Source organism: Tenacibaculum sp. TC6 (assembly GCF_050606265.1).
GTDB lineage: Bacteria > Bacteroidota > Bacteroidia > Flavobacteriales > Flavobacteriaceae > Polaribacter.
On the sequence record NZ_JBOCUK010000004.1, the window covers coordinates 1 to 23,142 of the forward strand.

Consider the following 23,142-nt stretch of genomic DNA (forward strand, 5'->3'; position numbering starts at 1 on the left):
ACAAACACATGTTTGTTGAGAGATTTTATATCTTTAATCATACTAAAAAACTGTAATGGTTTTTTAGGACGACACAACTTTTAGTTTTTAAAATAGTAGATAGGTTGCTTATTTTCTAAATTCCTTAGTTTATCATTTTTATTCCTGTGTTCATCGAGTTGTTATTTTAAAAAGATAATCAGTAAAATACTTTTGAAGTGTCTAATACTAAAAACATACAAAAATGAATACAAAAAAAGAACTGATATTTTTAAGAACATTTGCCGTTAGTATCACTGCTGCTATAGGAATAGTAACCACAGTAGCTTTTAAAAATAAAGGCAATACACAGTTTGATACCATAGATGTAAAAAGAATTAATATTATTGAAAATGACGGTACGGTAAAAATGTTGATTACCAATGCTGATAATTTTCCGTCAAAAGGTGATGAGGTAAACGGACATGTTATGCATGAGAGAAAAAAAAGAGCGGGAATGCTTTTCTTTAATGAAGAAGGAATGGAGTGTGGCGGATTTATATATGACGGAAAAAAAACAGAAAAAGGGCATAGTTCAGGATTGTCGTTAACTTTTGATCAATATGACGGAGATCAGGTAATGCAATTAATTACAACTGATGAAAAAAGAAATGGAAAAAGATATAAAGCAGGAAGGTTGGTATTTAATGATAGAGGTGATAATGAAACGCAAGAAATGGCTAAAAAAATTAATGAAGAACTAAAAGAAATTAAAGATCCGGTTAAAAGAAGAGCTAAATATATGGAGTATGAGCAAAAGGGAATGATAGGTGGCGTACCAAGAATAGCGTTAGGGCAAACAAGTGGAAAACAAAATGGACTGTTTTTATTTGATTCAAATGGAGGAGTAAGAGCTAAGTTTATTATTGATGAGGATAATAAAATTAAACTGGAAGCTTATGATGAAAAAGGAAAAGTGGTAAGTACATGGCCAGATAGTAAATAGAAAGAATTATCGTTTGCGATGAAGTTATGACGATAAGTTTCATCGCAAATTATATATATTTGCGAGTAGGGATATGAAAACAAAAACAACTTTTTTTAAAGAAAATGCAGTGTTCTTAGCATTTCTTTTTTTCTTTTGCTGGATTTTTCTTTTAAAAAATCAATTTGGAAACTCAGATTCATGGAAAGATTTTACTTTTTATCCTGATGCGCCCTTTTGGTATTTCTTTAAAGCAGCTTTTATTTTTTGGTGGATTAGTTTTATCAAAAACCGTATCAATAAAAGCTCAAAAAAGCAAACCTCAATAAGTAAGAGGTATGTACTTTTTTTCGGAATAGGTTTGCTAACTTATTTAATAATTGGTAATAGTTTTGGATTGATTATTTCACTTATTTTTGATACCTATTCCAGAAACTTCGGTTCTCTTTATCACATAGTATACGTCAATATAAATTCAGTAATAGACTTTATCATCTTTGGAGGATTCTCATTAGCTTATTTATATTATAAAGAAAATGTGGAGTATCAAAAGCAGGTAGCAGCTTATGAGATTAGTAAAGCTAAAAATGAAATCACACAATTAAAAAACCAATTAAATCCTCACTTTTTATTTAATAATCTAAATAGTTTAGATCAACTGATAGAGGAAGATTCGGAAAGGGCTTCTGTGTTTTTAAACCGATTTTCAGAATTGTATAGATATAGTTTGCATAGTGCTGATAAAGAATTGGTTTTGTTAGAAGAAGAATTGTTTTTTGCAGAAGGGTATTTCAAGCTAATGGAAGAAAAATACAGAGGTTATTATCAACTGCAAATTGATGAAGCATTGTATTCAAAAGACATTTTAGTGCCTCCGTTTTGTTTACAAGTACTTATAGAAAATGCAATTACGCATAATAAAGGAACACTAGACAAACCGATAAAAATTGTAATTACAGAAGCGAATGGAATTAAAGTGATAAATACGAAACTCTTGTATGCTTCTAAAAGAAAAGGAAACGGAGTTGCGTTGGCTAATCTCTCAAAACAGTTTGAGATACTTACCGGAACAGCTTGTAAAATACGAGAAACAGAAGAAGAATTTGAAGTAACTTTACCATTCATAACCACAACCAAACCTACTGTATAATGATTAAAGTATTGATTGTTGAAGATGAGTTACCTGCCAGAAAAAAGTTGAAAAAGTACATAGAAAGTTATCCGCAGCCTATTACCATAGTGGATGAGCTGGAAACAGTAGAAGAAGTTTTAGAGTTTTTTACAACAGCTACTGATGTCGATTTAATTTTTTCAGATATTGAATTGCGTGATGGTAATGTTTTTGAAGCCTATAAAAAATTAGCCATTCAAATTCCTATAATTTTTATTACAGCCTATAACCAGTTTTGGATGCATGCTTTTGAAACCAGTGGAATTGAATATTTATTAAAGCCATATTCATTTGAGCGTTTTGAAAAAGCAGTTGGTAAATATGCAAGTTTAAAAAGTTCTATGGCTGTTGATAATAACAACAGTGTATTACAAAAACTCGAAGCTTTTTTAGCAACTAAAGAAGAGAAAGTATCTAAAAATTACCAAGAGTTTATAGCGGTAAAAACATCACAATACACGTATTTTTTAAAAATAGAGGAGATTGTTTATTTTCAAGCAGACTATGGAATAGTGGTAGCCTATGATGCACATACTAAAAAGCATGTTTTAAATCAATCTTCTTTAAAAGTGATAGAAGATATGGTGAATCCTTCTGTGTTTTTTAAAATAAATAGAAGTGAGCTACTCAACAGAAATTACATAGAAAAAATAAGTAGGTATACTAAAAATATAGTTGCTATTAACATACAAAATAGCGAAACGGTTTTAAAAACCAGTCAAAATAAAACAGCAGAATTTAATAGTTGGTTGGGGGTTTAGTTCATAAAAATAGTTGTATAACTTGTTTTTTAAATCTTTTCTTTAATGCTTTTGAGTTTTTGTGCATGGCTGTTATCACCACTAATTTCAAATGCTTTAGTTGCAAATTTTAAAGCCATTTTATAGTCGTTATTCATTTCATAGAAATCAGCTAAAGACATATAATTATTAGCATTGTTTGGGTAAAATTTTATAGCAAACTCAAAAAACATTTTAGCTTTATCTAAAGCACCCATATCCATACTCATATGCCCAAGAGCATCAAAAAGATCTTCCGGGTATGGCGGAACCATATATCCGAAATGAGTTTCAAGTTTCTTTGCACGATAATTAACAAAATTGAATAATTCTTCTTTAGTTGTGTTTGGAGAATTGAACTTGTCAGTGTTTTCCATTTGATACCATTTAAAATTAAATAGCAAACCATCCATAATAGACGGAAACGGTATGGTACCATGTATATCATTAGGATAAAACTTCCATGCATACGTTAGCCCGTTTTTACTATGATGTTTTATCATATTAGAGAAAGCAATATTAGCTCTGGAAAACAATGTTATTTCTGAAGTGTCTTGCATTACAGACTCTATTGTAATATTAGGGTTTTGTGGGTTTAATTGTCCGTTTAAAGACATAAATAAGGATTTGCCTTGATAGTTTTTTTCAGAGAAAACCTGTTGGGCATCTGATAATAACTTTTGGTTGTCCCAATCTAAACTTGGATCAATAGCAAGATAATTAGTAAAAAGTTCAGGAGTATTAAGTAATGTGTAAATAACAAATAAGCCTCCGTAAGAATGACCAATTAAAGTTCTGAAATGAGTAACCGGGTATTTACTTTCAATGAAAGGAATAAGCTCATTACCTATGAATTTATTAAAATTGTATGCTTCACCATTTTTTTCGGTAAAAGGCATACCATATTTTTTATCAATTTTAGAGGTTGTTAAATCCCTGGTTCTATTGCTGGCGTTTGAAATACCTACTAAGATCATTTCCGGAGTAAAACCACCGCTGTAATATCTTTGCACATCATTAACAGTAGGAAGAAAAACCTCACCATCTAAAATGTAAGCAACCGGGTACTTTTTTTTAGCATGGTAACTTTCCGGTAGTTGTACATAAAACGTTCTATATTCCTTTAATGTATTTGAATACATACTATCTATAACACCAACTTTTTGTAAAAACTGAGGTTTATTTTTAGTTTGACTTTTAATAGATTGTAGGAAAAGAAAAGTCAATCCGATTATAGTTGATATGAGTATTTTATTCATGGGGTTTATGTAATTGAAGTGCGTGTTGAATATAGTTTACTTAATAGAAAAAATAAATGTAAAAGGTTTTTAGTAAAATAAAAAACGGTTCAAGTTAAAACTTAAACCGTTTTGAAATATAATTAAGCTACATGTGTAAAAATTTTAGCAACAATCTTCCACTCGTTGTTAATTTTAGTTAGTGAAAGATAATCGTAATAATTATAGCCTAACATAGGTACGTGTAGTTTAGCCATAGCAATGGTTCCCATAATATCAATTCCAATAATTTTCATGTTAAACGACTCGTTGAGGTCATGAGGCGCTTGTCTGTTAGCCACTCCCTCAAGGTAATCTTCAGAAAGTTTAACATATTCAGATCCTTTAATGTCACCGTATATAGGTGTTTGATGCTGAAAACAGGTTGCTAACTTAGTAACATCGCCATAAAAAATACCTTCAAAATAGTTGGTAATCACCTGTTCAATTTCCTTTAAATGTTCTTGATACATATAATTGTGTTTTAAATAGCGTGTCCAACTGTATGACCTCCGGCTACATTAATAGTTTCACCGGTAACAAAGTTTGAAAAAGCAGTATAGTAAGCCGCTTCAGCAATATCACTAGCTTCACCAATTCGGTTTAATAAATGTAGTCCGGCTAAACTATCAGCATCTTCAATACCTATTTTGCCTTGTAACGGACTTCTGATAATTCCCGGAGCTATGGTGTTCACCTTAATATTATCTTTACCAAACTCGGCAGCCAGTTGTCTGGTTAAGGTATGAATAGCACCTTTACTCATTAACGGGGCAGTGGCAGGAAAACCGGCAATGGCATGATCTACTAACACAGTTCCTATATTAATAATGCTTCCGCTTTGCTGCGCTACCATGTACGGAATGGCTGCTTGTGAGGTAAAATAGGTACCTTTTAAGTTTACGTTCCAGTACAATTCTAAATCATTTTCTTCTACTTCTAAAAAAGGTTTAGGAGCAAAAATTCCGGCATTGTTTATCAATACATCTACAGTACCGAATTTTTCTATAGCTAAGGCTACTAATTGTTTACCGGTTTCTTGTTTACTAATATCGCCAACTAAATATACAGCGTTAGAAGGAGCGCCTAGTTCTTTGTACGTGTTTAGTAAATTGTCTTGGTTAGCGGCATTCATAACCACATTGCATCCTTTAGCAATAAAAAGTTTCGCAGTTTCTTTACCAATTCCGGTAGAAGCTCCGGTAATAATTACAGTTTTATTTTTCATGATGTATTAGTGTTTTTTAGTTCCCGTATATTGTTTACCATTATGTCCCCAATTTCCTAAAGGAACTTCATCAATAACAATATGAGTAGTTGCAGGGTTCTTTTGAAGTACGTTTACCATAAGTTCGGTAACTCCTTCAATAAGTAAGCGTTTTTGTTCTAGAGTTACTTGCTCGTCAGTAACTTTAATGTTAATGTATGGCATAATTTATATGTTTAATATTATGCTACAAAATTGCGGCAAGTAGGTAACTATACACAGGAGGTAAGTCACTTCTTTAAAGTGAGGTAGGTCACATTGGTGAGTAATTAAAAGATATAAAAACTACGAATTAAGTCTGCTTAATGTTTCTCTGGATACCCCTAAATAGGCAGCAATCATTTTTTTAGGAACTCGTTGAAAAAGGGTAGGATACTGTTCTAACAGCTGGTCATAACGCTCTTTGGCAGAATTTTGCAGCAGTGATACTATTCTTTTTTGAAGCGCAATTCTTCCTATTTTACTTTTCTTGGCCCAAAAACGTTCCATTTTATGCATAGAAGCGGTTAACTTTTCACGGTTTTCATAAGTAATATACAGCAGCTCACAATCTTCTAAACAATCAATAGCTGTTTTTGAAGGCTGTTGTTTTACAAACGATTCATAATCGGTAATCCACCAATTTTCCATAGCAAATTGAAGTATATGTTCTTTTCCGTTACTATCTAAAAAATAACTTTTCACACAACCTTTAACCACCCAATATTCTTTAGTGGCTGTATCGTCCTCTTGAAGTAAAAACTGGTGTTTACGTTTGGTAACCGACTCAAAAAAGCTAAGAATATAAGTAAATTCTTCGTCGGTAAGGCTAATAATCTCTTCAATGTGGCGTCGTAAAGGATGTGTCATTTTAATAATAAAAAGAAATCGTTACTTTATTTTATGAGCAATAATTTGTTGATTTTTTGAGTACAAGATTAAGCTTTCTATAGCATTCTTACCTAATTTAAATTCGAGTTGTTCATTTTCTGTTATCAAATAAAACTTATTCTTTGAGTATGGAGCGATTTCAAAAGTAACTTTAGCCGGATTTATTAAATAGATTTTATTGTTTCTTTCCTTAATTTCTAAGTTAAACTCCGTTCCGTCAATTGTATAAACTCCTATTATCATTGCTAATTCTTTTGCTGGTATATTAATAGGAATATATTGTTGAGTAGCAAAAGAAGGAATAGCAGTGTATTGCGTTTTTCCTTCTAAGAGTTCCGTTGCTAACTGAGTTAATTTATTTAAAGGTTCTTCTACTGTTGTATTAGCCATTAAATAAACCCCGGTTTTTGATGCTATGTTTAATTTGAAAGAAGCAGTATATCCCTCTTGTAGTCCATTATGAAACCAATACTTTTTAGAGTTTTCAGTTTCCAGACCTATACCTAAACCATAATACTCATGTCCAAAAGAAGTGTGCTTTAACTCTTGTATTGATTTTGTTGTTAGAATACGTTTATTTTTATAAACTCCATTGTTTAAAAGAGCTATTAAAAAAGCAGACATTTGTGTAGGAGACAGGTATGTGTTACCTCCGGCAGGGAAAGACTGTGAATATAATTGCTTAATAGGTAGCGCTTTATTGTAAACAAGTTTATAAGGTAAGGCTATTTCTTCAACCATTTTTGCATTAGGTTGTGTAAAATTAACAGCTGATAACTCAAGAGGAGATAGAATATATGTGTTTATATATTCACCATAACTCATGCCGGTTTGCTCTTCTATAGCTAAGGCAGCAACTGAAAAACTGTCATTTGAATATTCGTAAGATTGCTCAGGCTTACGCACAGGTTTTATTTCAGAAGCAATTTCTTTTAATGTTTTACGATGCTCGTTTCCCCATAAAGGTATAAAATGGGCAGAACCCGGTATGCCGGATTGATGAGATAACAGATGCCTGAGTGTAATAGGCTTACTGTTTTTTGAAAAAGACGGAATAGGGGTAGGAAGGTAATTATTTACCGGAGCATCTAAATCTAAAACACCCTTTTCAACCAACTGTAAAATGGCTACTCCTAAAAAAGGTTTAGCCGTTGATCCGGTAGAATAAAGAGTAGCTGTTGTTGCGGGTATTTGATGTTTGCTGTTGGAATACCCGAATGCTTCAGACCAGATAATAGTATCCTCTTTTATTAATGTAATAGATATGGAAGGAATTCCCGTTTCTTTCATCATTTTAAGAATTTCACTAGTAAGTGTCTTTCGAATAAAATCCTTATTACTTAGTTTGTTTTGAGAATTTATACTAAAACTGCAAAGAACTATGCTAAGTAGTCCGAATAGTGTTTTTTTAATTTGCATTGAAATGGTTGTAATATACTTAAGCAAAATATTTTGTAAAGAACTTTTTGGGTACTTGTTACTTCACTTTTATAAACGTACAAAATACCTGAAAATTCACTTAATTAAACTCCATACTAATCGTTAATTAAATAATTAATCGTACGCCCCCTAACTCTTCAATTTTATAAGGAAACTTATCTCCGGGAGATCCTATAAACATAAAATTAACAGGAATGTTCCATCTTTCAGAAAGGTTAGCAATCATTTGCGGAGAAAAAACACCTTCTTCAATAATAAATTCAATATCTATTTCAGGGTATTCTCTATCTAAAAATTCAAGCTCTTCTTTAAGTTTTTCAGGTACTTTTACCGCATCATTCTTTACAATTACAATTTTAAGTTTTTTAGTATGCTCATTTCTGGTAATGTATAGCATTACTTTGTTAAGCGTAGCAATATCATCTCGTTTGGTAAAAAATACAAACTCTTGCGAATTAATTTTATTAATAGTATGCTGAATGTTTCTATCCAGTCGTTCTATAGACTTTCGTATCGGGTTAAACATAGCATCTACAATGTTTAGCAATAACTTTAATAACAAAGTTCTGTTTAACATGGCTATGATAAAAAGTATAGCCGGAATAAAGTAATATAAAAACACGGTTAAGTTACTTGGAAGATTGTCTTTAGACGGCATAATGATATTTCCTGTTAAGGCTATACACACCGCACTAATGGCAAATAGTACCGCAAACCAAGAAGCCTTTTCCGGGCGTGGTAATTTTTGTCTTCTTACTTTTAACAGAATGTTACCAACGCCAAAAAGTGCCATTACAGATAAGAAGGAAATGGTATATACCCCTGCTAATAAAGCTACGTTACCTTTGGTAATTAATAACACAGAGATAGACAGTAAAAAGAACATAATAATAATGCGATATGAGCTGCCTTTTTTATTCTTTTTCAAGAAAAAAGGAGGCATAATTCTATCTAAAGTCATACGCTCTAAAAGTCCGGTAACCCCAACAAAACTGGTAAGTACAGCTCCGCTTAAAACTAAAAAGGCATCTAAAGCTATTAAAGCAGCAATACTAGTACCACCTACTTGATTTCCTATTTCTACTAATAAGGTGTTTTGGTAAGCATCACCTTGTAAGGTAGGTACGGTAAACAGGGTAAGAGCAAATACAGCCATTAACGGATTAATAATGCTCACAATAACCCACATATTTCTTAGGGTTTTAGGAAATACACCTTTTTGCTGCTCTTCTACAAAGTTGGCAGAACTTTCAAAACCGGATACTCCTAACATAGAGGCAGAAAACCCTAAAAATATAGCACTGGCAATAGAGCCGTTATGAGATAAGGGTAAATGCCAATTGTCAATAAAAGTACTTACTCCGTTTTGAAGTAAATAATAGATGACAAAACCACTTAATATAGCTAAGGATCCTAAGTGGAATAAGAAAATTCCGATAGCTACCTTGGCAGACTCTGTTATTCCGCCAATAGTTAAAACGGTAAATAAGCCTAGTAAAACAATGGTTATAGGAATAATAGGTAAAAATGGGACAATATGGTGTAAGTAATGTATAGCTTCATTGGCAGAAATTACGGCAGTTGCCATGTAAGAAAGTAAGGTTAGGGTAGCCGCAAAAGAAGCCATAGATTTACTGGTGGTGTTTAACAAAGCATTGTAAGCCCCTCCGTTTAAAGGCAAGGCACCTACTACTTCTCCGTAAATTTTTCTGAATAGAAATAAAACTAACGACACAATCAGTAGTGTTATCCAGGCATATTGTCCGGCAAAAGCAATAGATAATGCAGAAACATATAAAACAGACGAACTGATGTCGTTACCGCAAATGGCGGTTGAAGCTAATTGATTTAGTTTTTTACTCATTAGAGACGGGTGTTTTTTTATTGAAGTATGATCTTTTCAATAGTCAATTACAGGTTAAAGATACTTAATTAAGCTTGTTTACCGGAAACAAAGTCCATGGCTTTTTCCATTTGAGAACTATCAAAATAGCGTTCTTCAAACCCTTTTCTAAGTCTTTCAAAGAAAAAATTATCAATAGGTACTAAGGCCTTTAAAATATTTGAATGGGCTACAATAGCTAAGTTTCCTAATTGTTTGTAATGCCTCAACAGCCATATAATATCTTCCATAAAAGCCTTTGTACTGCTTTTATTAATTTTAAGTTCGTCTAGTTTAACTAACACGTTAATATACTCGTGTCCTTCATCAATTTTTTGTTGAAAATACTTTTGAGCAAGAAGCTCGTCGTTTTCTGTAAAACCATCAACAATTTCAAAGGCAATGGTTTGGGTATGGTTTGTTTCCAGTTGTAGTAACATGGGGCAAATTTAATTATATGTGGTTAGGTTTATCTTCTGAAAAATGCACGTTTTCAGCATTAGTAATTAATTTAGAAAAATAACTATACGCTATTTTGTTTTTATAGTCAGACCTGCTTATAATATGATTCATAATGGCAAGATGGGCTTTGTCTTTATCATTAGCATTAACTACATACCAAGGGGCATACGCATAATTGGTTTTTTTTAGCATGGTATCTCGTGCCTCGCTATAGGCTTCCCAATGGTCTAAAGCCACTTTATCTATCGGACTTATTTTCCATTGTTTTAACGGATTAACTTCTCGTTCATGAAGTCTTTCTTTTTGTTGCTCTTTGTTAATGTCTAAATAGTATTTAAAAATATGAATGCCGGCATGAAACAATGTTTTTTCAAAGTGTTTTACTTGTTGAAAAAAATCATTGTATTCTTCATCTGTACAAAATCCCATAACTTTTTCTACCCCTAGTCGGTTATACCAACTTCTGTTAAAAAATACTATTTCCCCACTTGAAGGAAGGTGTGAAACATAACGTTGAAAATACCATTCGTTTTGCTCTCTTTCAGAGGGTTTAGATAAAGCAACCACACGTATTTCACGCGGACTTAAGTATTTTGTGAGTGCTCGAATGGTACCGTCTTTACCTGCGGTATCTCTTCCTTCAAAAATGAGTATGATTTTTTTGCCTGAACTAATTACTTCATTCTGAAGTTTTGTTAACTCTATATAGAGTTCGTGAAATTTCTTTTTGTGTTTAGACATGTTATGTTGATTTTTATAAGAAAGCAAGTATAATTCCAAGAACGATTAGCGCAGAAAACCCCATAATAATATATCGGTGTATAGATTTTGCCGATAACGATATGGCATACATCATTTTTAATAAATTATTACTGGTAACGGCATTAATAATGGCAATTGCCAGAGCACCTTCGGTAACATTATATTTGCTTTGTAAAATGTTAATTATAAACGGATCAATATCAGTAACCCCTACTAAATAAGACAATATTTTAATTCCTTGTGTACTGAATGCTTCTGTTACATAATGAGTAAGTACAGAAAAAAAGACAAAGAGAACACCAAATACAAATGCTGTTTTTAATTCTAACGGGTTTCCCAATGCGTTTTCTATATGTACCGGATTTTTAGGGGAGTTTTGAAGCTTTTTGTCTTGCCATAGCATAACAACGGCAGTAATTAATGATATACAAAAAAGGATACCAAAGGCAGGAGCTATATGGTAAGCGATGCTTTTATTAAAAATAAGGGCTAAAACAAAAATACGAATAAACATCATGGATGTAGCCAATATAATGGCTGCCGATATTTTACGGGGCTCATCAATATCTTTACTCTTTTTAGCTAAAATAAAAGTAGTGGCAGTACTGCTGTACATACCTCCTAATATACCGGTAAGTATAACTCCCGATTGAGGGAAGATGTATTTTTTAAGTAAGTAACTACCATATGAAATTCCGGAAATAGCTACAATAGCAAGCCAGAATTTATAAGGTGAAAAGTTAATAATAGGTGAAATGGATTGATTAGGGAGCAAGGGTAAGATAACCCCGGACATCACTAAAAACTTAGCTAAGGTTATAAACTCTTCATTGTTCATTTTTTGAGAAAAGTCATACAAAGGCTTTTTCAATTCTTCCAACACTAATAAAACAACAACCAGTAAAATAACCAGCCAATGAGGTTGTGTATATACCAACGGAGCCAGGCAATAGGTAATAAAAGCAAGTACAATGGTAGTAATACCATAGTTATTTTCAGTATTTATTTTTTTAAGATAAAAAGTAATTAATAACCCTCCTAATATAAGAGCACCCAGCATAAAAGGTAGCAAGGTTTGCGGTTGAATAATATATAAAACAAACCCTAAAATACCAATAAATGTAAAGGTTCTATCGGTTCCGAATATGGTTGAGGTATTGCTGGAAGAATGTTTAATACGTTGTTCAAGCCCTAATAAAAGAGAAAAAACAGTTACCACTACAAAACGGTAAAAATCTGTAGGGAATAAGGTAGTTATATCAAAAGAAGAGTGCATACTAAAAGATTATTTTTGAGTACCAATAATACGATAGGCTATTTGTTTTACAACATCTGAAATAAAAAACCAAAGCAGGGCGTAACCCCATACTAATCCGGCCCATTTCCATCCAATAGGATGCATTAAAAAGCCATAAACAGCAACTAAGGTAGCTATTAACTGTGTGGCTAAAGTGGTGCCTAAAAGTATTTTTGCCGGTCGAATAGACCAAAATGCACCACGTGTACGGGTTACAAAAATGGTTAATTGTCCGGCTACGGATAGTTTAAGATATATTAAAGTTTGAATAGTATTACGATCAAGATGAAATACTTTTTCACCAAGATAAAATAATCCGAAACTAGCCATAACTCCAACCACACCAAGTATGGTAGCAATAGTAAGAATAGAACGCATATTCCATTGCTCAGGAGTGTTTTTGTACTTTACATTATCATAGGCAATGGTAAGAATAGCACCATCATTTAACAAAGCAAGTAGTACAATCATAATGGCGGTAACCGGATAAAAGTTAAAAACCAAAATAGAGAGTGTCATAAAAAACAACACACGTAAAGTTTCCGTAATTCGATAAATAGCATAGCTATTCATACGCTGAAATATTTTTCTACTTTCCTCTATGGCTTTAATTATTACAGATAGTCCCGGAGTTAACAATACTATTGATGCAGCAGCACGAGCCGCGTCAGTGGCGCCGGATACAGCAATACCACAATCTGCTTTTTTCAGGGCGGGAGCATCATTTACCCCGTCTCCGGTCATTCCTACAATATGGCCATGTTGTTGAAGTAAGCTTACCAATCTGAATTTATGTTCCGGAAATACTTGAGCAAAACCATCGGCTTGCTCTATTTTAGTAAAGTTTTCTTTAGAGGCTGACTCATTTGAGGCGTCTAAAACACCGGCGTCAAAAAATTGCCCTCCCATTCCCATTTCTTTAGCTGTTTGTTTAGCAATGGCAATAGCATCTCCTGTTACCATTTTTACTTTTATCCCCATATTGTGAGCTGTAGCAATGGTTTCTTTAGAATCTTCACGAGGAGGATCAAATAAAGGAAGTATTCCTACAAAATCCCATTTATCTTCTTCTGTTGATTTAGCAACACCAAGGGCTCTGTATCCTTTTTCGGCAAAATCTTCTATAGCTTTTTCTACGGTGAGTTTATCAGCACTGTTTAGCTCAGTCATTTTTAAAATAACTTGTGTAGCACCCTTAGTAACTTTAAAGGTATTTCCTTTATCGTCTAAAACAGTAGCTTCCGTTCGTTTATGTATAGGATCAAACGGAACAAATTCTGAAACTTGGTAGGTTTTAAGTCTTTCTTTATGAAGCAACGCTTCAATAATAGCTATATCAATAACATCATTGTTATTGGTTTTTGAAGCTAATGAAGCATATAAAATAGCGGTGTCTGATGTGTAGCTGTTTAAGGTAAAAGGTGTACCTAAACTTAGCTTGTTTTGAGTAAGCGTTCCGGTTTTGTCTGTACACAAAATATCCATACCAGCCAATTCTTCAATAGCAACAAGTTTACTAACAATAGCTTGCATTTTAGCTAGTAATTTTGCGCCTACAGCCATAGTAACTGAGAGCACTGTAGGCATTGCCACAGGTATAGAGGCAATAGTAAGCACTAATACAAATTGTAACGTGGTAATTAATGGGTCTCCTCTATACAAAGCAACACTACTAATAATAGTTACTAAAATGAGTGCCAAAACAATTAAGTAGTTTCCAATTTTAAGAACCGCTTTTTGAAAATGACTGGTTGTGTGTGCTTCGGCTACCAAATTGGCGGTTTTACCAAAATAAGTTTTACTACCGGTTGCAGTAACTAAAGCATCTATTTCACCTTGACGAACAATTGAACCTGAATAAACAGCATCTTCAGTTGTATGCGTTACCGGAAGTGATTCTCCGGTTAAGGCTGCCTGATCTACTTCAATAGCATCACCTTCAAGTAATATCACATCAGCAGGAACAATATCACCTAAACGAATGTGAATAATATCACCAGGTACTAAATGAGTAGCTTCTATAGTAATCCAATTACCATCTCTTAAAACCTCTGCTTTGGTAGCTAATTTGGCTTTCAATGCAGTGATGGCATTACTAGCCTGCCTTTCTTCAAAAAAACTGATAAAAGCATTAGCAAGGAGTAGGGTAAGAATGATGAAAAAGTCTGACCAATGTTTTGCTAAAGCAGAAAGGAGGATTGCCGCTTCTATCATCCAGGGAATAGGACCCCAGAAATAGTTTAAAAATTTAAGAACTACATTGGTTTTGTGTTCTTCTAAAGCGTTTGGGCCATACGAGTTAAGACGTTTATTGGCTTCTGTTGAGGTTAGACCGGAAGCACTTGTGTGAAGAGCGGTCATTTGTTCTTTTACGGATAGGTTTTTGATAGCACCTTGATTCGATTGATTCATCCGATTTTTACTTTTTAGTACTCTTTATAAAAAATGCCTTTTACTACGAGGAAGTATTATCTGGCTTGTTCTGAAAGCATTCTTTTAATTAGGTTGCAATGTTTTTAGGTAACCGTGAGTTACCATATAAAGGTACTAATTTTTAAGTAAAGATTAGTTTTTATAAGGAAGAATAAATTGGTGAAAATTGCGTATTTAAAATAAAAGGTGCTTATGGTGAGTTTTAGCAATACGCTATTAGTAAAACTTCTGCCTTTACTAAGTAAAGTTGTAAAGTAAAAGCAGAAGCAATGGTTTTATAAATTATACTAAAAAGTTTTGTTAGGGTTTTTAATACCGTTTTCAAGATAAAAATGCATGACCCTTTTTAGAATGTTTCTTGGTTTGAATCCTTTTTTAGAAAGAATAGGAAAACGCTCTTGAAACCTCTCTGTATCTACATACACTTCACAAGGCTTATCATTGGTAATAAATTCGTCTAAAGAAGCATATACTTTCTCAGGATCTTTAAAGGCCAAAAAGTGTTTGTAGTTCCATACCCCTTGCTGATGAGAGGTATATTGGTATTTACCCGATTTACTGTTTTCTAACTGCTTGTCTGTTCTGCGTCCGAAGAAATTAGACACTTTACTAATCACCACTCCCGGATAGTATGAGCGGTGCATTAACTTTACAGACGGATATACATTTTGAGAAATATCTTCTAAAAAATAAGGATTAAATCCAACGTTTTTTACTTCTGCTAAAAAATCATCCTCATAAATAAAGTCGTCAATAGCCCAAGAGTTAGCCCACTTTCTTAACACCTCTTTTTCTTTTTGGTTTTCCGGATGTCTTAAAAAGTAGTCAGAAATTAATAAGCGTCCTCCCGGTTTTAAAACTCTGAAAGCTTCTTTTAAAAAGGCCGCTTTATCATCAGCATGTACAATACTCTCAATACCAAAAACAACATCAAACGTATTATCAGGAAAAGACGTTTCACAGAAGTTCTGACAAGAAAACTCCACTAAGTTTTTTGGGTCGTTATCTTTCTGATATTCCAAAGCACGGTGTACATGCGCCTTAGAAAGAGAAATACCGTGTACGCGGCAACCAATGTTATTAGCTAAGAAAAAAGACGTTCCGCCCACACCACAACCGGCATCTAAAACCAAATCATCTTTGGTTATTTGTGCATTCTTGGCTACCTGAAAGTTCATGTTCCAAAGCGCTTGACGATGGGTGTGTGTATCGTTGTCCCAAAAACCATAGTGTAAAGCCATAGAATGCTTTAATTGCCAAACAATTTCATAATCTCTTAACGATTCATCGTAGTACGATTCAATTTCTTCATGGTAATTTTCAAGCATAACAGCAAGTTGGTTTTAGTGTTGAATTAGCGGTAAAAGTAGCCATTTTTTTGTAAGCAAGAGATACTTTTTTTGAAGGTTGGCTTTTAGTAGTTAGCTATTGGTCTTAGTACAGAATAAAAATAAAACTGTCATAACTAGGAACTATTGCTATGTGGTTATCTTATGAAGGAATTAGGTATTAGGAATCAAGAATTGGTAAACCGTCATTCCGAACGATAGAGAGGAATCTCAATAAAATAAGTTACAAACAACTTTGAGACCTCTCACATAGGTTCGAGGTGACACAATAAACCGTTATAACGAGGAGCCATAGCGACGTGGTTATCTCATGAAGAGAAGCACTAACCTCAAACAGATTGCCACGCTTCGCTCGCAATGACTATATATAATAAATTTAGAATTTTGTTAGTTCATTTGTTGCAGGCTAAATCTCAACAAAATGAGATACAAACAACTTTGAGACCTCTCACATAGGTTCGAGGTGACACAATAAACCGTCATAACGAGGAGCGATAGTGACGTGGTTATCTCAAACGGTTACTGTCAGTTCGAGTGGTTTTTATTGAGTGGTAATGAAATAAAAATTGTATCGAGAACTATTCGAGTACTTCTCGATATAAATTATTTCCATTTCATTCCAATAATTTTACTCGAAGTGACATTAGGTACTATGATATAGAATTTTGTTAGTTCATTTGTTGCAGGCTAAATCTCAACAAAATGAGTTACGAACAACTTTGAGACCTCTCACATAGGTTCGAGGTGACACAATAAACCGTCATAACGAGGAGCGATAGCGACGTGGTTATCTTATAAAGGCAATAGTATTTAGGAATTTGGTATTAGGAAACACTTCTACTATCTAACTTTTAATTTCTACTATTACAAAGCAAACTGTCATAACGAGGAGCTATTGCTATGTGGTTATCTCAAACGGTTACTGTCAGTTCGAGTGATTTTTATTGAGTGATAACGAAATAAAAATTGTATAGAGAACTATTCAAGTACTTCTCTATAGCCCTGCTGAGGGTAGCCGAAGTACAAAATTAGTTACATTTCATTCCAATAATTTTACTCGAAGAGGCACTAGCTACTATGATGTAGGATTTGTTAAATAATTAACATCATTTTAAACAAGCCAAAAACAACACTGCAAGAATCTCAATAAAAAAGTATAAGCCTAAGAGCTTATACTTTTTATATGATGAGGTTAAAAACTTATGTTGAGACCTTTAAAGAGATGTGTTTTTTAATTTGAAAGAAGCAAACGTTTGAACAATTCCGTAGGCTAAAAAGAATATTCCGAGTAGTACCGTAAGCTGAATTCCGGAGATTAAAGGGCTATTGATAATCATAAAACCAAAAAATAAGGAAATAATTCCCAAAACAATAAACCAAGTTTTAATTCCTGAAAAGCCCTTATCTAAACCAAAAGAAAAAGACAGTTGGGAAATGCCCAAGAAAACAATCCAAAAACCAATAAAATAAGGAAGAACTGTTACTGTTAATACCGGACTTGTAACAATTAATATCCCTAAAATAACATCGAGCAGTCCCTCTATTAAATACCAGCTTTTAGAACGATCGTTGTTCTTTTTAGAAAATAAGGCAAATAAGTAAAAAATACCGGAAACAAGCATAAAATAGCCAATATATAAGCCTATTGTATACAGCGCCTCTCCCGGATGGTATAAAGCAATGCAACCGATAATTATAAATAAAATTCCTTTTAACGTGTTTACCCACCAATGTTTATTGGTAGTGGTAGTTTCTGTGGTCATAATTGAATATTTAAGTTAGTTAATTTTTTATGAAGATATTTATTTTGAAGTTTCATTTAGCTTAAAATGTTAGTTTTAAATGTGATATAAGAACGTATATACGTAATAAAGTTTATCTATGTAGAACACTCTAAATTTATAAAATAAAAGTGTGTGATAGTTGTTTTTTGCCATTATTTTTATTCAATAACTCAACCTTTTTTATATGATAAAGATGCTAGTATTTAGGGGTTAGGAATTAGGAAATAGCTCTACTATTACAAAGTAAACCATCATAACGAAGAGTAATAGCGACGTGGTTATCTCAAACGGTTACTGTCAGTTCGAGTGATTTTTATTGAGTGGTAACGAAATAAAAATTGTATCGAGAACTATTCGAGTACTTCTCGATAGCTCTGCAGAGCGTAGCCGAAGTACAAAATTAGTTACATTTCATTCCAAGCGCTACTGAAATCAAAATATATTTTGTTTGAAACTTTAAACACTACTGTTGTTAAGAAAGCAACAGTAGTGTTATGTGGTGGACAACAGTAGTGTTGTATATTAAGCAACAGTAAGAGTAAATGAAGAGTCGGTTACCATTACATTTTTTAGGAAGCGTTCCGAATTTCCTGTTGCCTGTGTTTTAATTCGAATACGGTAGGTACCGGGAACAAGGGCAGGAGCCTGCGCCAAAATCTTTTTATAACTGTTTTGACCTAATAGATCTACTTTAGTTTCGGTACCATCTACCGCTACAAAATACAAACCTACTTCGGGTTGATCTCCCGCAATTTTTAGGCGGACACCATTTGCCTCAAATAGCGAGTTAGGTGTTAGGTTGGTATTGGTAGTTTGTGTAGCAAGGTCTTTTACATTATTAATTAAGGTATTGGTAACCGGTGCAGGAACTTTTTGTAATGGAATGTTATTTTTTATGTCATTGATAAGTTTTCCGCCATTAAGGTTTACATGCAGTTTATGTGTATCTGCATTAAAATTGGCATCCTCGGTTTCAAACACTCCCGAAATAGAGTAACCAATATTTACAAGGGGTAAGTTAAGGTTGTCGCCCTCTTTAATACATTGTATAATTTCTTCGTAGTAAGAGTTCAGTACTGCTACAATATCGGTTTTACTCACTAAGTTACGTTTGCTAAGCATTTTTTCTATCAATGCTTCTTGGTTTACGGTGCGCTCTGTTAAAATACGTGCCGAGTAATTGTCTTCTTCTGTCAATTTGTTGTCTACTAAATAATACTTCATCATATTGGTTTTTAGATTAATATACTTTTTCCTAGTTCCCTATTATCATCTATAATGGGAGTTTAGCTACTAAAAGTGTATAATTGTATGTTGTGGGGTAAAGAAGTAGAATGCAGCAATTTTCTTTTACAAACAATTTCTTTTTATAGCTGATACGAATATAAAAGTTTTTGTAGTTAAGTGTTTGACTTTGTGAGTTTTTTAACGTTTTGGGCTGGGGGAGAGCTTTCTTGTATATTAGAGACTCGTTTTATAAAATATAGAATATAAAAAAGTTAATTAATATTTAGTTTTTGCTCTAAGTTATTTAACCAGTTGTTGAATCGTAAGCATTTCTTTCGTATTGTAGGTAGGCCTATTTCCTGTAATATTAAAACTCCATCTACAATTTTATTATATCCTTTTATTAATTTTATTAACCTTTTTGATGGAGCAGTTTCTAAACCATTATTTATATATTCTGGATTTGGAAATTCTGTAATTAATTTTTTAATTCCAATAAAATCAGCCTCATTATCATCAAATAAAGATTCTATTCCACTTATACAAGAGAAAACAAGAGCTTCAAATTCGTGAAGTTGAATATAGGGTAGTAAATTATCAAATGTTTTACCTTTAGTAGATTCTATATCTTCTTTTATAGCATTTTCCAAAAAAGAGAGTTGTTCATCTTTATTTGAAAATCTAAGAGATTCACTGAATTGGGGAAAATCTTTAGGTAGAGCGTAAAAGTCAATTAAAGTTGTTACAATTGCACCTGTTTCAAAAATAGTATTTATAATATCTTTTTTGACATGTTCATATTTGGTTAAACCTCCCTTTGAGTGTTTAATTTTAAAGCAATCAATATTATAAAACTTTTTACTATTAAAATAAGGTAATAAAATTGTATTAACAAACTCCTTTTCTGTATCTCCTTCAACAATTATAATTAATCTATTCATACTGGTTGTCCCTTAATAATACTTTTAGTCCATAATTCTCCTATCGAGTAGTCTTTTAACCATTCGTTTAAACTTTCAATATTTAAACGAGTAAAACTTGATTGATTATCAACCTTATCAACTGTAATAATATCTTCAGGTTTAAAATTGTTTAATAGATTAACAGATTGTGTTGAGACAATAATTTGACATTCTTTTTCTGAAGCTGATTTAATAAGTCCCGCTAGTTTGTTTATAGCAACTGGATGTAACCCTAATTCTGGCTCATCAATTATAATTACCTTAGGTAATTTTGGTTGTAATAACAAAGTTGTAAGAGCAATAAATCTTAAACTACCATCTGAAAGATGGCTCGCATCAAAATAAGTGTCAGGATGTTGTACTTCGTTCCAAACTAATTTAATTCTAGATTCATTAAGCCTATCTGGTTGCAAGTTAAAACGTTCAAAAAATGGAGCAATTGATTGAACTGTTTTTTCAATTCTTTTAAAAGCTTTAGGATGTTTTTCTTGCATAAAGTATAGGTAGGCAGCTAAGTTATCTCCATCTTCTTTTAAAATTCTATTGTCATTTATATTAGACGGGGTTCTTAATGGCGCTGTATTACCGGTATCATGGAAATGATAAATTTTATAACTTTCTAAATAATCTCTTAAATAATAGTCTCTGTTTGTTTTAGAAGTTTTAATTAAGCTTTCTTGAATATTTGAATTCCAAAAATAAGTATTATTACGAGCTGGATAATAAATGCTTCTTTCTTCCGTAATAAATAAACTTCCACTTTCATTTGGTTCTAGTTCAAAAGAATAAGCATTATCTCCAAAACCTAAATAACCTTTTATGTAACTTGTTTGTTTACGCCCATAATATAATAAATTATCTTGTCCACTTTTTAAGGAATATTGTTGAAGTCGTTGTTCATAAATATTATTGACGAGTTTAAAAAAGGAAATAAAGTTTGATTTTCCTACACCATTTGATCCAATAAGTATATTAATTGGATTCAAATTCAAATCTAACTCCCTAATAGATTTAAAACCTTCTATTTTTACATTATTAAGCATATGATTAAGACTTTGCTCTAAATTTTATTCAAAGGTAATAGTTTAAACAAAATTTTTGAGACTAAAATAATTATTTAGATTTAAAGGTAATCAATAAATACATAGTACTGTTTGATTAGATTATACTTTTTGGATGTATGTTTTTATTATTTATCAATAATGTTACTTATAAAAAAAGCAAGACCTATAAGAATCTTGCTTTGTAAAAGGGTACTAAAGTTAAGTATTGTATATTTATAAGATGTTGGTTAACAGTGATAAGATAACCACGTCGTTACCACTCCTCGTTATGACAGTTTAATTTATTGTTTGGTACTAAGAGCCAATGGCTAACAGCTAATCTTCATGAGATAACCACGTCGCTATGGCTCCTCGTTATGACGTCTTATTATGTCACCTCGAACCTATGTGAGAGGTCTAAAGAATGCTTGTTACTTATTTTAAAGAGATTTAGCTACGCTGAACCTCACGGTTTCTCTCTATCGTTCGGAATGACGGTTTACCAATTCTTGATTCCTAATTCCTTTATAAGATAATCACGTCGTTATCACTCCTCGTTATGACGGTTTAATTTATTGTTTGGTGCTAAGAGCCAACAACCAACTGCTTACTGATTAAACTTCTTTCGAATATGCTCCAAGCATAAATTATCAATACTACCTACGTGTGTATGCTTTTTAGAGGTGTCAGGAGTATAGGTGCCGTTGGTAACTTCTCCGCCAATTTTCTGATAGGCCTCTCTAAAGCTCATCCCATTTTCTACGAGCGTATTGATGTTATCTACCGTAAACAGATACTTGTATTTTTCATCGTGTAGGTCGATATCTTTAACAATGATTTGCTGAATGGCATAGTCAAAAATATCCAATACCTCTTTTAAGCTCTCCACGGCATGAATCACGTTTTCTTTTAATAACTGATAATCTCTATGGTAACCACTAGGTAAATTGTTGGTGAGTAACAAGGTTTCGGTATAAGCAGCCTGAATTTTATTACACTTCCCTCTAATCAACTCAAACACATCAGGATTCTTTTTATGCGGCATAATGCTACTACCCGTAGTTAATTCATCAGGGAATGAGATAAAATCAAAATTCTGACTCATATACAGGCAGATGTCCATGGCAAAACGCGCTAAGGTATTGCTTACACTTCCCAATGCTAGGGTAAGGGTACGCTCGCTTTTACCTCTGCTCATTTGTGCGGCTACCACATTGTATTTTAACGTAGCAAAGTTTAGTTCTTTGGTGGTTAGTTCTCTGTCAATAGGAAAAGAGCTACCATAACCTGCTGCGGAGCCTAACGGATTTTGGTCTACTGTTTTTAAAGCAGCCTGTAACAAATGTACATCGTCAATTAACAACTCGGCATAGGCAGAAAACCACAACCCGAAAGAGGAAGGCATGGCAACTTGTAAGTGGGTGTACCCCGGTAACAAGTTGGTTTTATGCTGTTCTGCTAACTGCAATAAGGTATTAAAAAGCGTATGTGTCTTTTCTAAAATATCTTGTAAGCTCTCTTTATAATACAACTGCAAAGCCACTAACACCTGATCGTTTCTGGAACGTGCGGTATGTATTTTCTTACCTACCTCACCATATTGCTGGGTTAATTCAAACTCAATTTTAGAATGTACATCTTCAAACTGCGACTCAATTACAAACGTACCGTCGGTTACCTGTTGCTGTAAAGTTTGGATGCCTGTGGTTACCAATGCCAGTTCTTCAGCAGTAATAATGCCTATAGATGCCAACATTTTAGCATGTGCTAACGAGGCCTGCAAATCGTACGGAGCAATATGCAGGTCTATTTCTCTATCATTCCCAACCGTGAAATGCTCTATTTTTTTATCTATGGATAATCCTTTGTCCCAAAGTTTCATTTTTATATGTTTTTATTATGTCACCTCGAACCTATGTGAGAGGTCTCTAAGTTGTTTGTAACTCATTCTGTTGAGATTTAGTCTACAACAAGTGAACTAACAAAATTCTAAATCTATTATACGCCGTCATTGCGAGCGAAGCGTGGCAATCTGTTTGCGGTTAGTGCTTCTCTTTATGAGATAACCACGTCGCTATGGCTCCTCGTTATGACGGTAATTTTAGAGCCAAGAAAATAGACCGCTTCGCTGTTAGAGCAAAGATGCCTTGTTTCTCTTTTCTTGTTTCTTTGTTCTCATTAAGTTTGTAATACA

20 protein-coding genes are annotated in these 23,142 nt (G+C 33.1%); 3 read left to right on the plus strand and 17 right to left on the minus strand.

Going from position 1 to position 23,142, the window contains the following annotated elements:
- Positions 1-223 precede the first annotated feature (223 nt).
- The 3 genes from ACQY1Q_RS03135 to ACQY1Q_RS03145 all read left to right on the plus strand — a co-directional run bounded on the left by ACQY1Q_RS03135 (position 224) and on the right by ACQY1Q_RS03145 (position 2,875).
- Positions 224-964 (plus strand): hypothetical protein, encoded by a 741-nt coding sequence (locus tag ACQY1Q_RS03135; RefSeq protein WP_431003831.1) that lies wholly within the window; start codon positions 224-226, stop codon positions 962-964.
- Positions 965-1,037: 73 nt separating this feature from the next.
- Complete coding sequence (locus ACQY1Q_RS03140) at positions 1,038-2,093, plus strand: sensor histidine kinase (RefSeq protein WP_431003832.1); 1,056 nt, start codon at positions 1,038-1,040, stop codon at positions 2,091-2,093.
- Positions 2,093-2,875, plus strand: a complete 783-nt coding sequence (locus ACQY1Q_RS03145) for a LytR/AlgR family response regulator transcription factor (protein WP_431003833.1) — start codon at positions 2,093-2,095, stop codon at positions 2,873-2,875. Before ACQY1Q_RS03140 ends, ACQY1Q_RS03145 begins: the two co-directional genes overlap by 1 nt.
- Before the next feature lie 29 nt (positions 2,876-2,904).
- On the opposite strand, the gene ACQY1Q_RS03150 is transcribed toward ACQY1Q_RS03145, so the two are convergent.
- The 17 genes from ACQY1Q_RS03150 to argH form a co-directional block, all read right to left on the minus strand.
- Complete coding sequence (locus ACQY1Q_RS03150) at positions 2,905-4,152, minus strand: alpha/beta hydrolase-fold protein (RefSeq protein ID WP_431003834.1); 1,248 nt, start codon at positions 4,150-4,152, stop codon at positions 2,905-2,907.
- Positions 4,153-4,274: 122 nt separating this feature from the next.
- Positions 4,275-4,643 carry a nuclear transport factor 2 family protein gene (locus tag ACQY1Q_RS03155; RefSeq protein WP_431003835.1) on the minus strand — a complete coding sequence of 123 codons (369 nt, stop codon included), beginning with the start codon at positions 4,641-4,643 and terminating at the stop codon, positions 4,275-4,277.
- Between the two features lie 11 nt (positions 4,644-4,654).
- Complete coding sequence (locus tag ACQY1Q_RS03160; protein WP_431003836.1) at positions 4,655-5,398, minus strand: SDR family NAD(P)-dependent oxidoreductase; 744 nt, start codon at positions 5,396-5,398, stop codon at positions 4,655-4,657.
- A 6-nt stretch (positions 5,399-5,404) separates the two neighbouring features.
- Positions 5,405-5,602 (minus strand): tautomerase family protein, encoded by a 198-nt coding sequence (locus ACQY1Q_RS03165; RefSeq protein ID WP_431003837.1) that lies wholly within the window; start codon positions 5,600-5,602, stop codon positions 5,405-5,407.
- A gap of 120 nt (positions 5,603-5,722) precedes the next feature.
- Complete coding sequence (locus tag ACQY1Q_RS03170) at positions 5,723-6,286, minus strand: Crp/Fnr family transcriptional regulator (protein ID WP_431003838.1); 564 nt, start codon at positions 6,284-6,286, stop codon at positions 5,723-5,725.
- Between the two features lie 21 nt (positions 6,287-6,307).
- On the minus strand, positions 6,308-7,600 hold the full coding sequence (locus ACQY1Q_RS03175) for a serine hydrolase domain-containing protein (RefSeq protein WP_431003839.1): 1,293 nt from the start codon (positions 7,598-7,600) through the stop codon (positions 6,308-6,310).
- A 253-nt stretch (positions 7,601-7,853) separates the two neighbouring features.
- On the minus strand, positions 7,854-9,611 hold the full coding sequence (locus ACQY1Q_RS03180; protein ID WP_431003840.1) for an APC family permease: 1,758 nt from the start codon (positions 9,609-9,611) through the stop codon (positions 7,854-7,856).
- A 68-nt stretch (positions 9,612-9,679) separates the two neighbouring features.
- On the minus strand, positions 9,680-10,069 hold the full coding sequence (locus ACQY1Q_RS03185; RefSeq protein WP_431003841.1) for an STAS/SEC14 domain-containing protein: 390 nt from the start codon (positions 10,067-10,069) through the stop codon (positions 9,680-9,682).
- A 13-nt stretch (positions 10,070-10,082) separates the two neighbouring features.
- A complete protein-coding gene (gene ppk2 / locus ACQY1Q_RS03190) occupies positions 10,083-10,832 on the minus strand; it encodes a polyphosphate kinase 2 (protein WP_431003842.1) in 750 nt (249 codons plus the stop codon).
- 13 nt (positions 10,833-10,845) lie between these two features.
- Positions 10,846-12,129 (minus strand): MgtC/SapB family protein, encoded by a 1,284-nt coding sequence (locus tag ACQY1Q_RS03195; RefSeq protein ID WP_431003843.1) that lies wholly within the window; start codon positions 12,127-12,129, stop codon positions 10,846-10,848.
- Positions 12,130-12,138: 9 nt separating this feature from the next.
- On the minus strand, positions 12,139-14,562 hold the full coding sequence (locus ACQY1Q_RS03200; protein WP_431003844.1) for a plasma-membrane proton-efflux P-type ATPase: 2,424 nt from the start codon (positions 14,560-14,562) through the stop codon (positions 12,139-12,141).
- 308 nt (positions 14,563-14,870) lie between these two features.
- Entirely contained in the window at positions 14,871-15,911 is a 1,041-nt protein-coding gene (locus tag ACQY1Q_RS03205) for a methyltransferase domain-containing protein (RefSeq protein WP_431003845.1), read from the minus strand.
- Between the two features lie 1,235 nt (positions 15,912-17,146).
- On the minus strand, positions 17,147-17,695 hold the full coding sequence (locus ACQY1Q_RS03210; RefSeq protein ID WP_431003846.1) for an HdeD family acid-resistance protein: 549 nt from the start codon (positions 17,693-17,695) through the stop codon (positions 17,147-17,149).
- Between the two features lie 543 nt (positions 17,696-18,238).
- A complete protein-coding gene (locus ACQY1Q_RS03215; protein WP_431003847.1) occupies positions 18,239-18,940 on the minus strand; it encodes a DNA-binding domain-containing protein in 702 nt (233 codons plus the stop codon).
- Between the two features lie 275 nt (positions 18,941-19,215).
- Positions 19,216-19,884 carry a DUF4276 family protein gene (locus ACQY1Q_RS03220; protein ID WP_431003848.1) on the minus strand — a complete coding sequence of 223 codons (669 nt, stop codon included), beginning with the start codon at positions 19,882-19,884 and terminating at the stop codon, positions 19,216-19,218.
- A complete protein-coding gene (locus tag ACQY1Q_RS03225) occupies positions 19,881-20,948 on the minus strand; it encodes an AAA family ATPase (RefSeq protein WP_431003849.1) in 1,068 nt (355 codons plus the stop codon). Before ACQY1Q_RS03225 ends, ACQY1Q_RS03220 begins: the two co-directional genes overlap by 4 nt.
- 607 nt (positions 20,949-21,555) lie before the next feature.
- Complete coding sequence (argH, locus tag ACQY1Q_RS03230) at positions 21,556-22,830, minus strand: argininosuccinate lyase (protein ID WP_431003850.1); 1,275 nt, start codon at positions 22,828-22,830, stop codon at positions 21,556-21,558.
- Positions 22,831-23,142 lie beyond the last annotated feature (312 nt).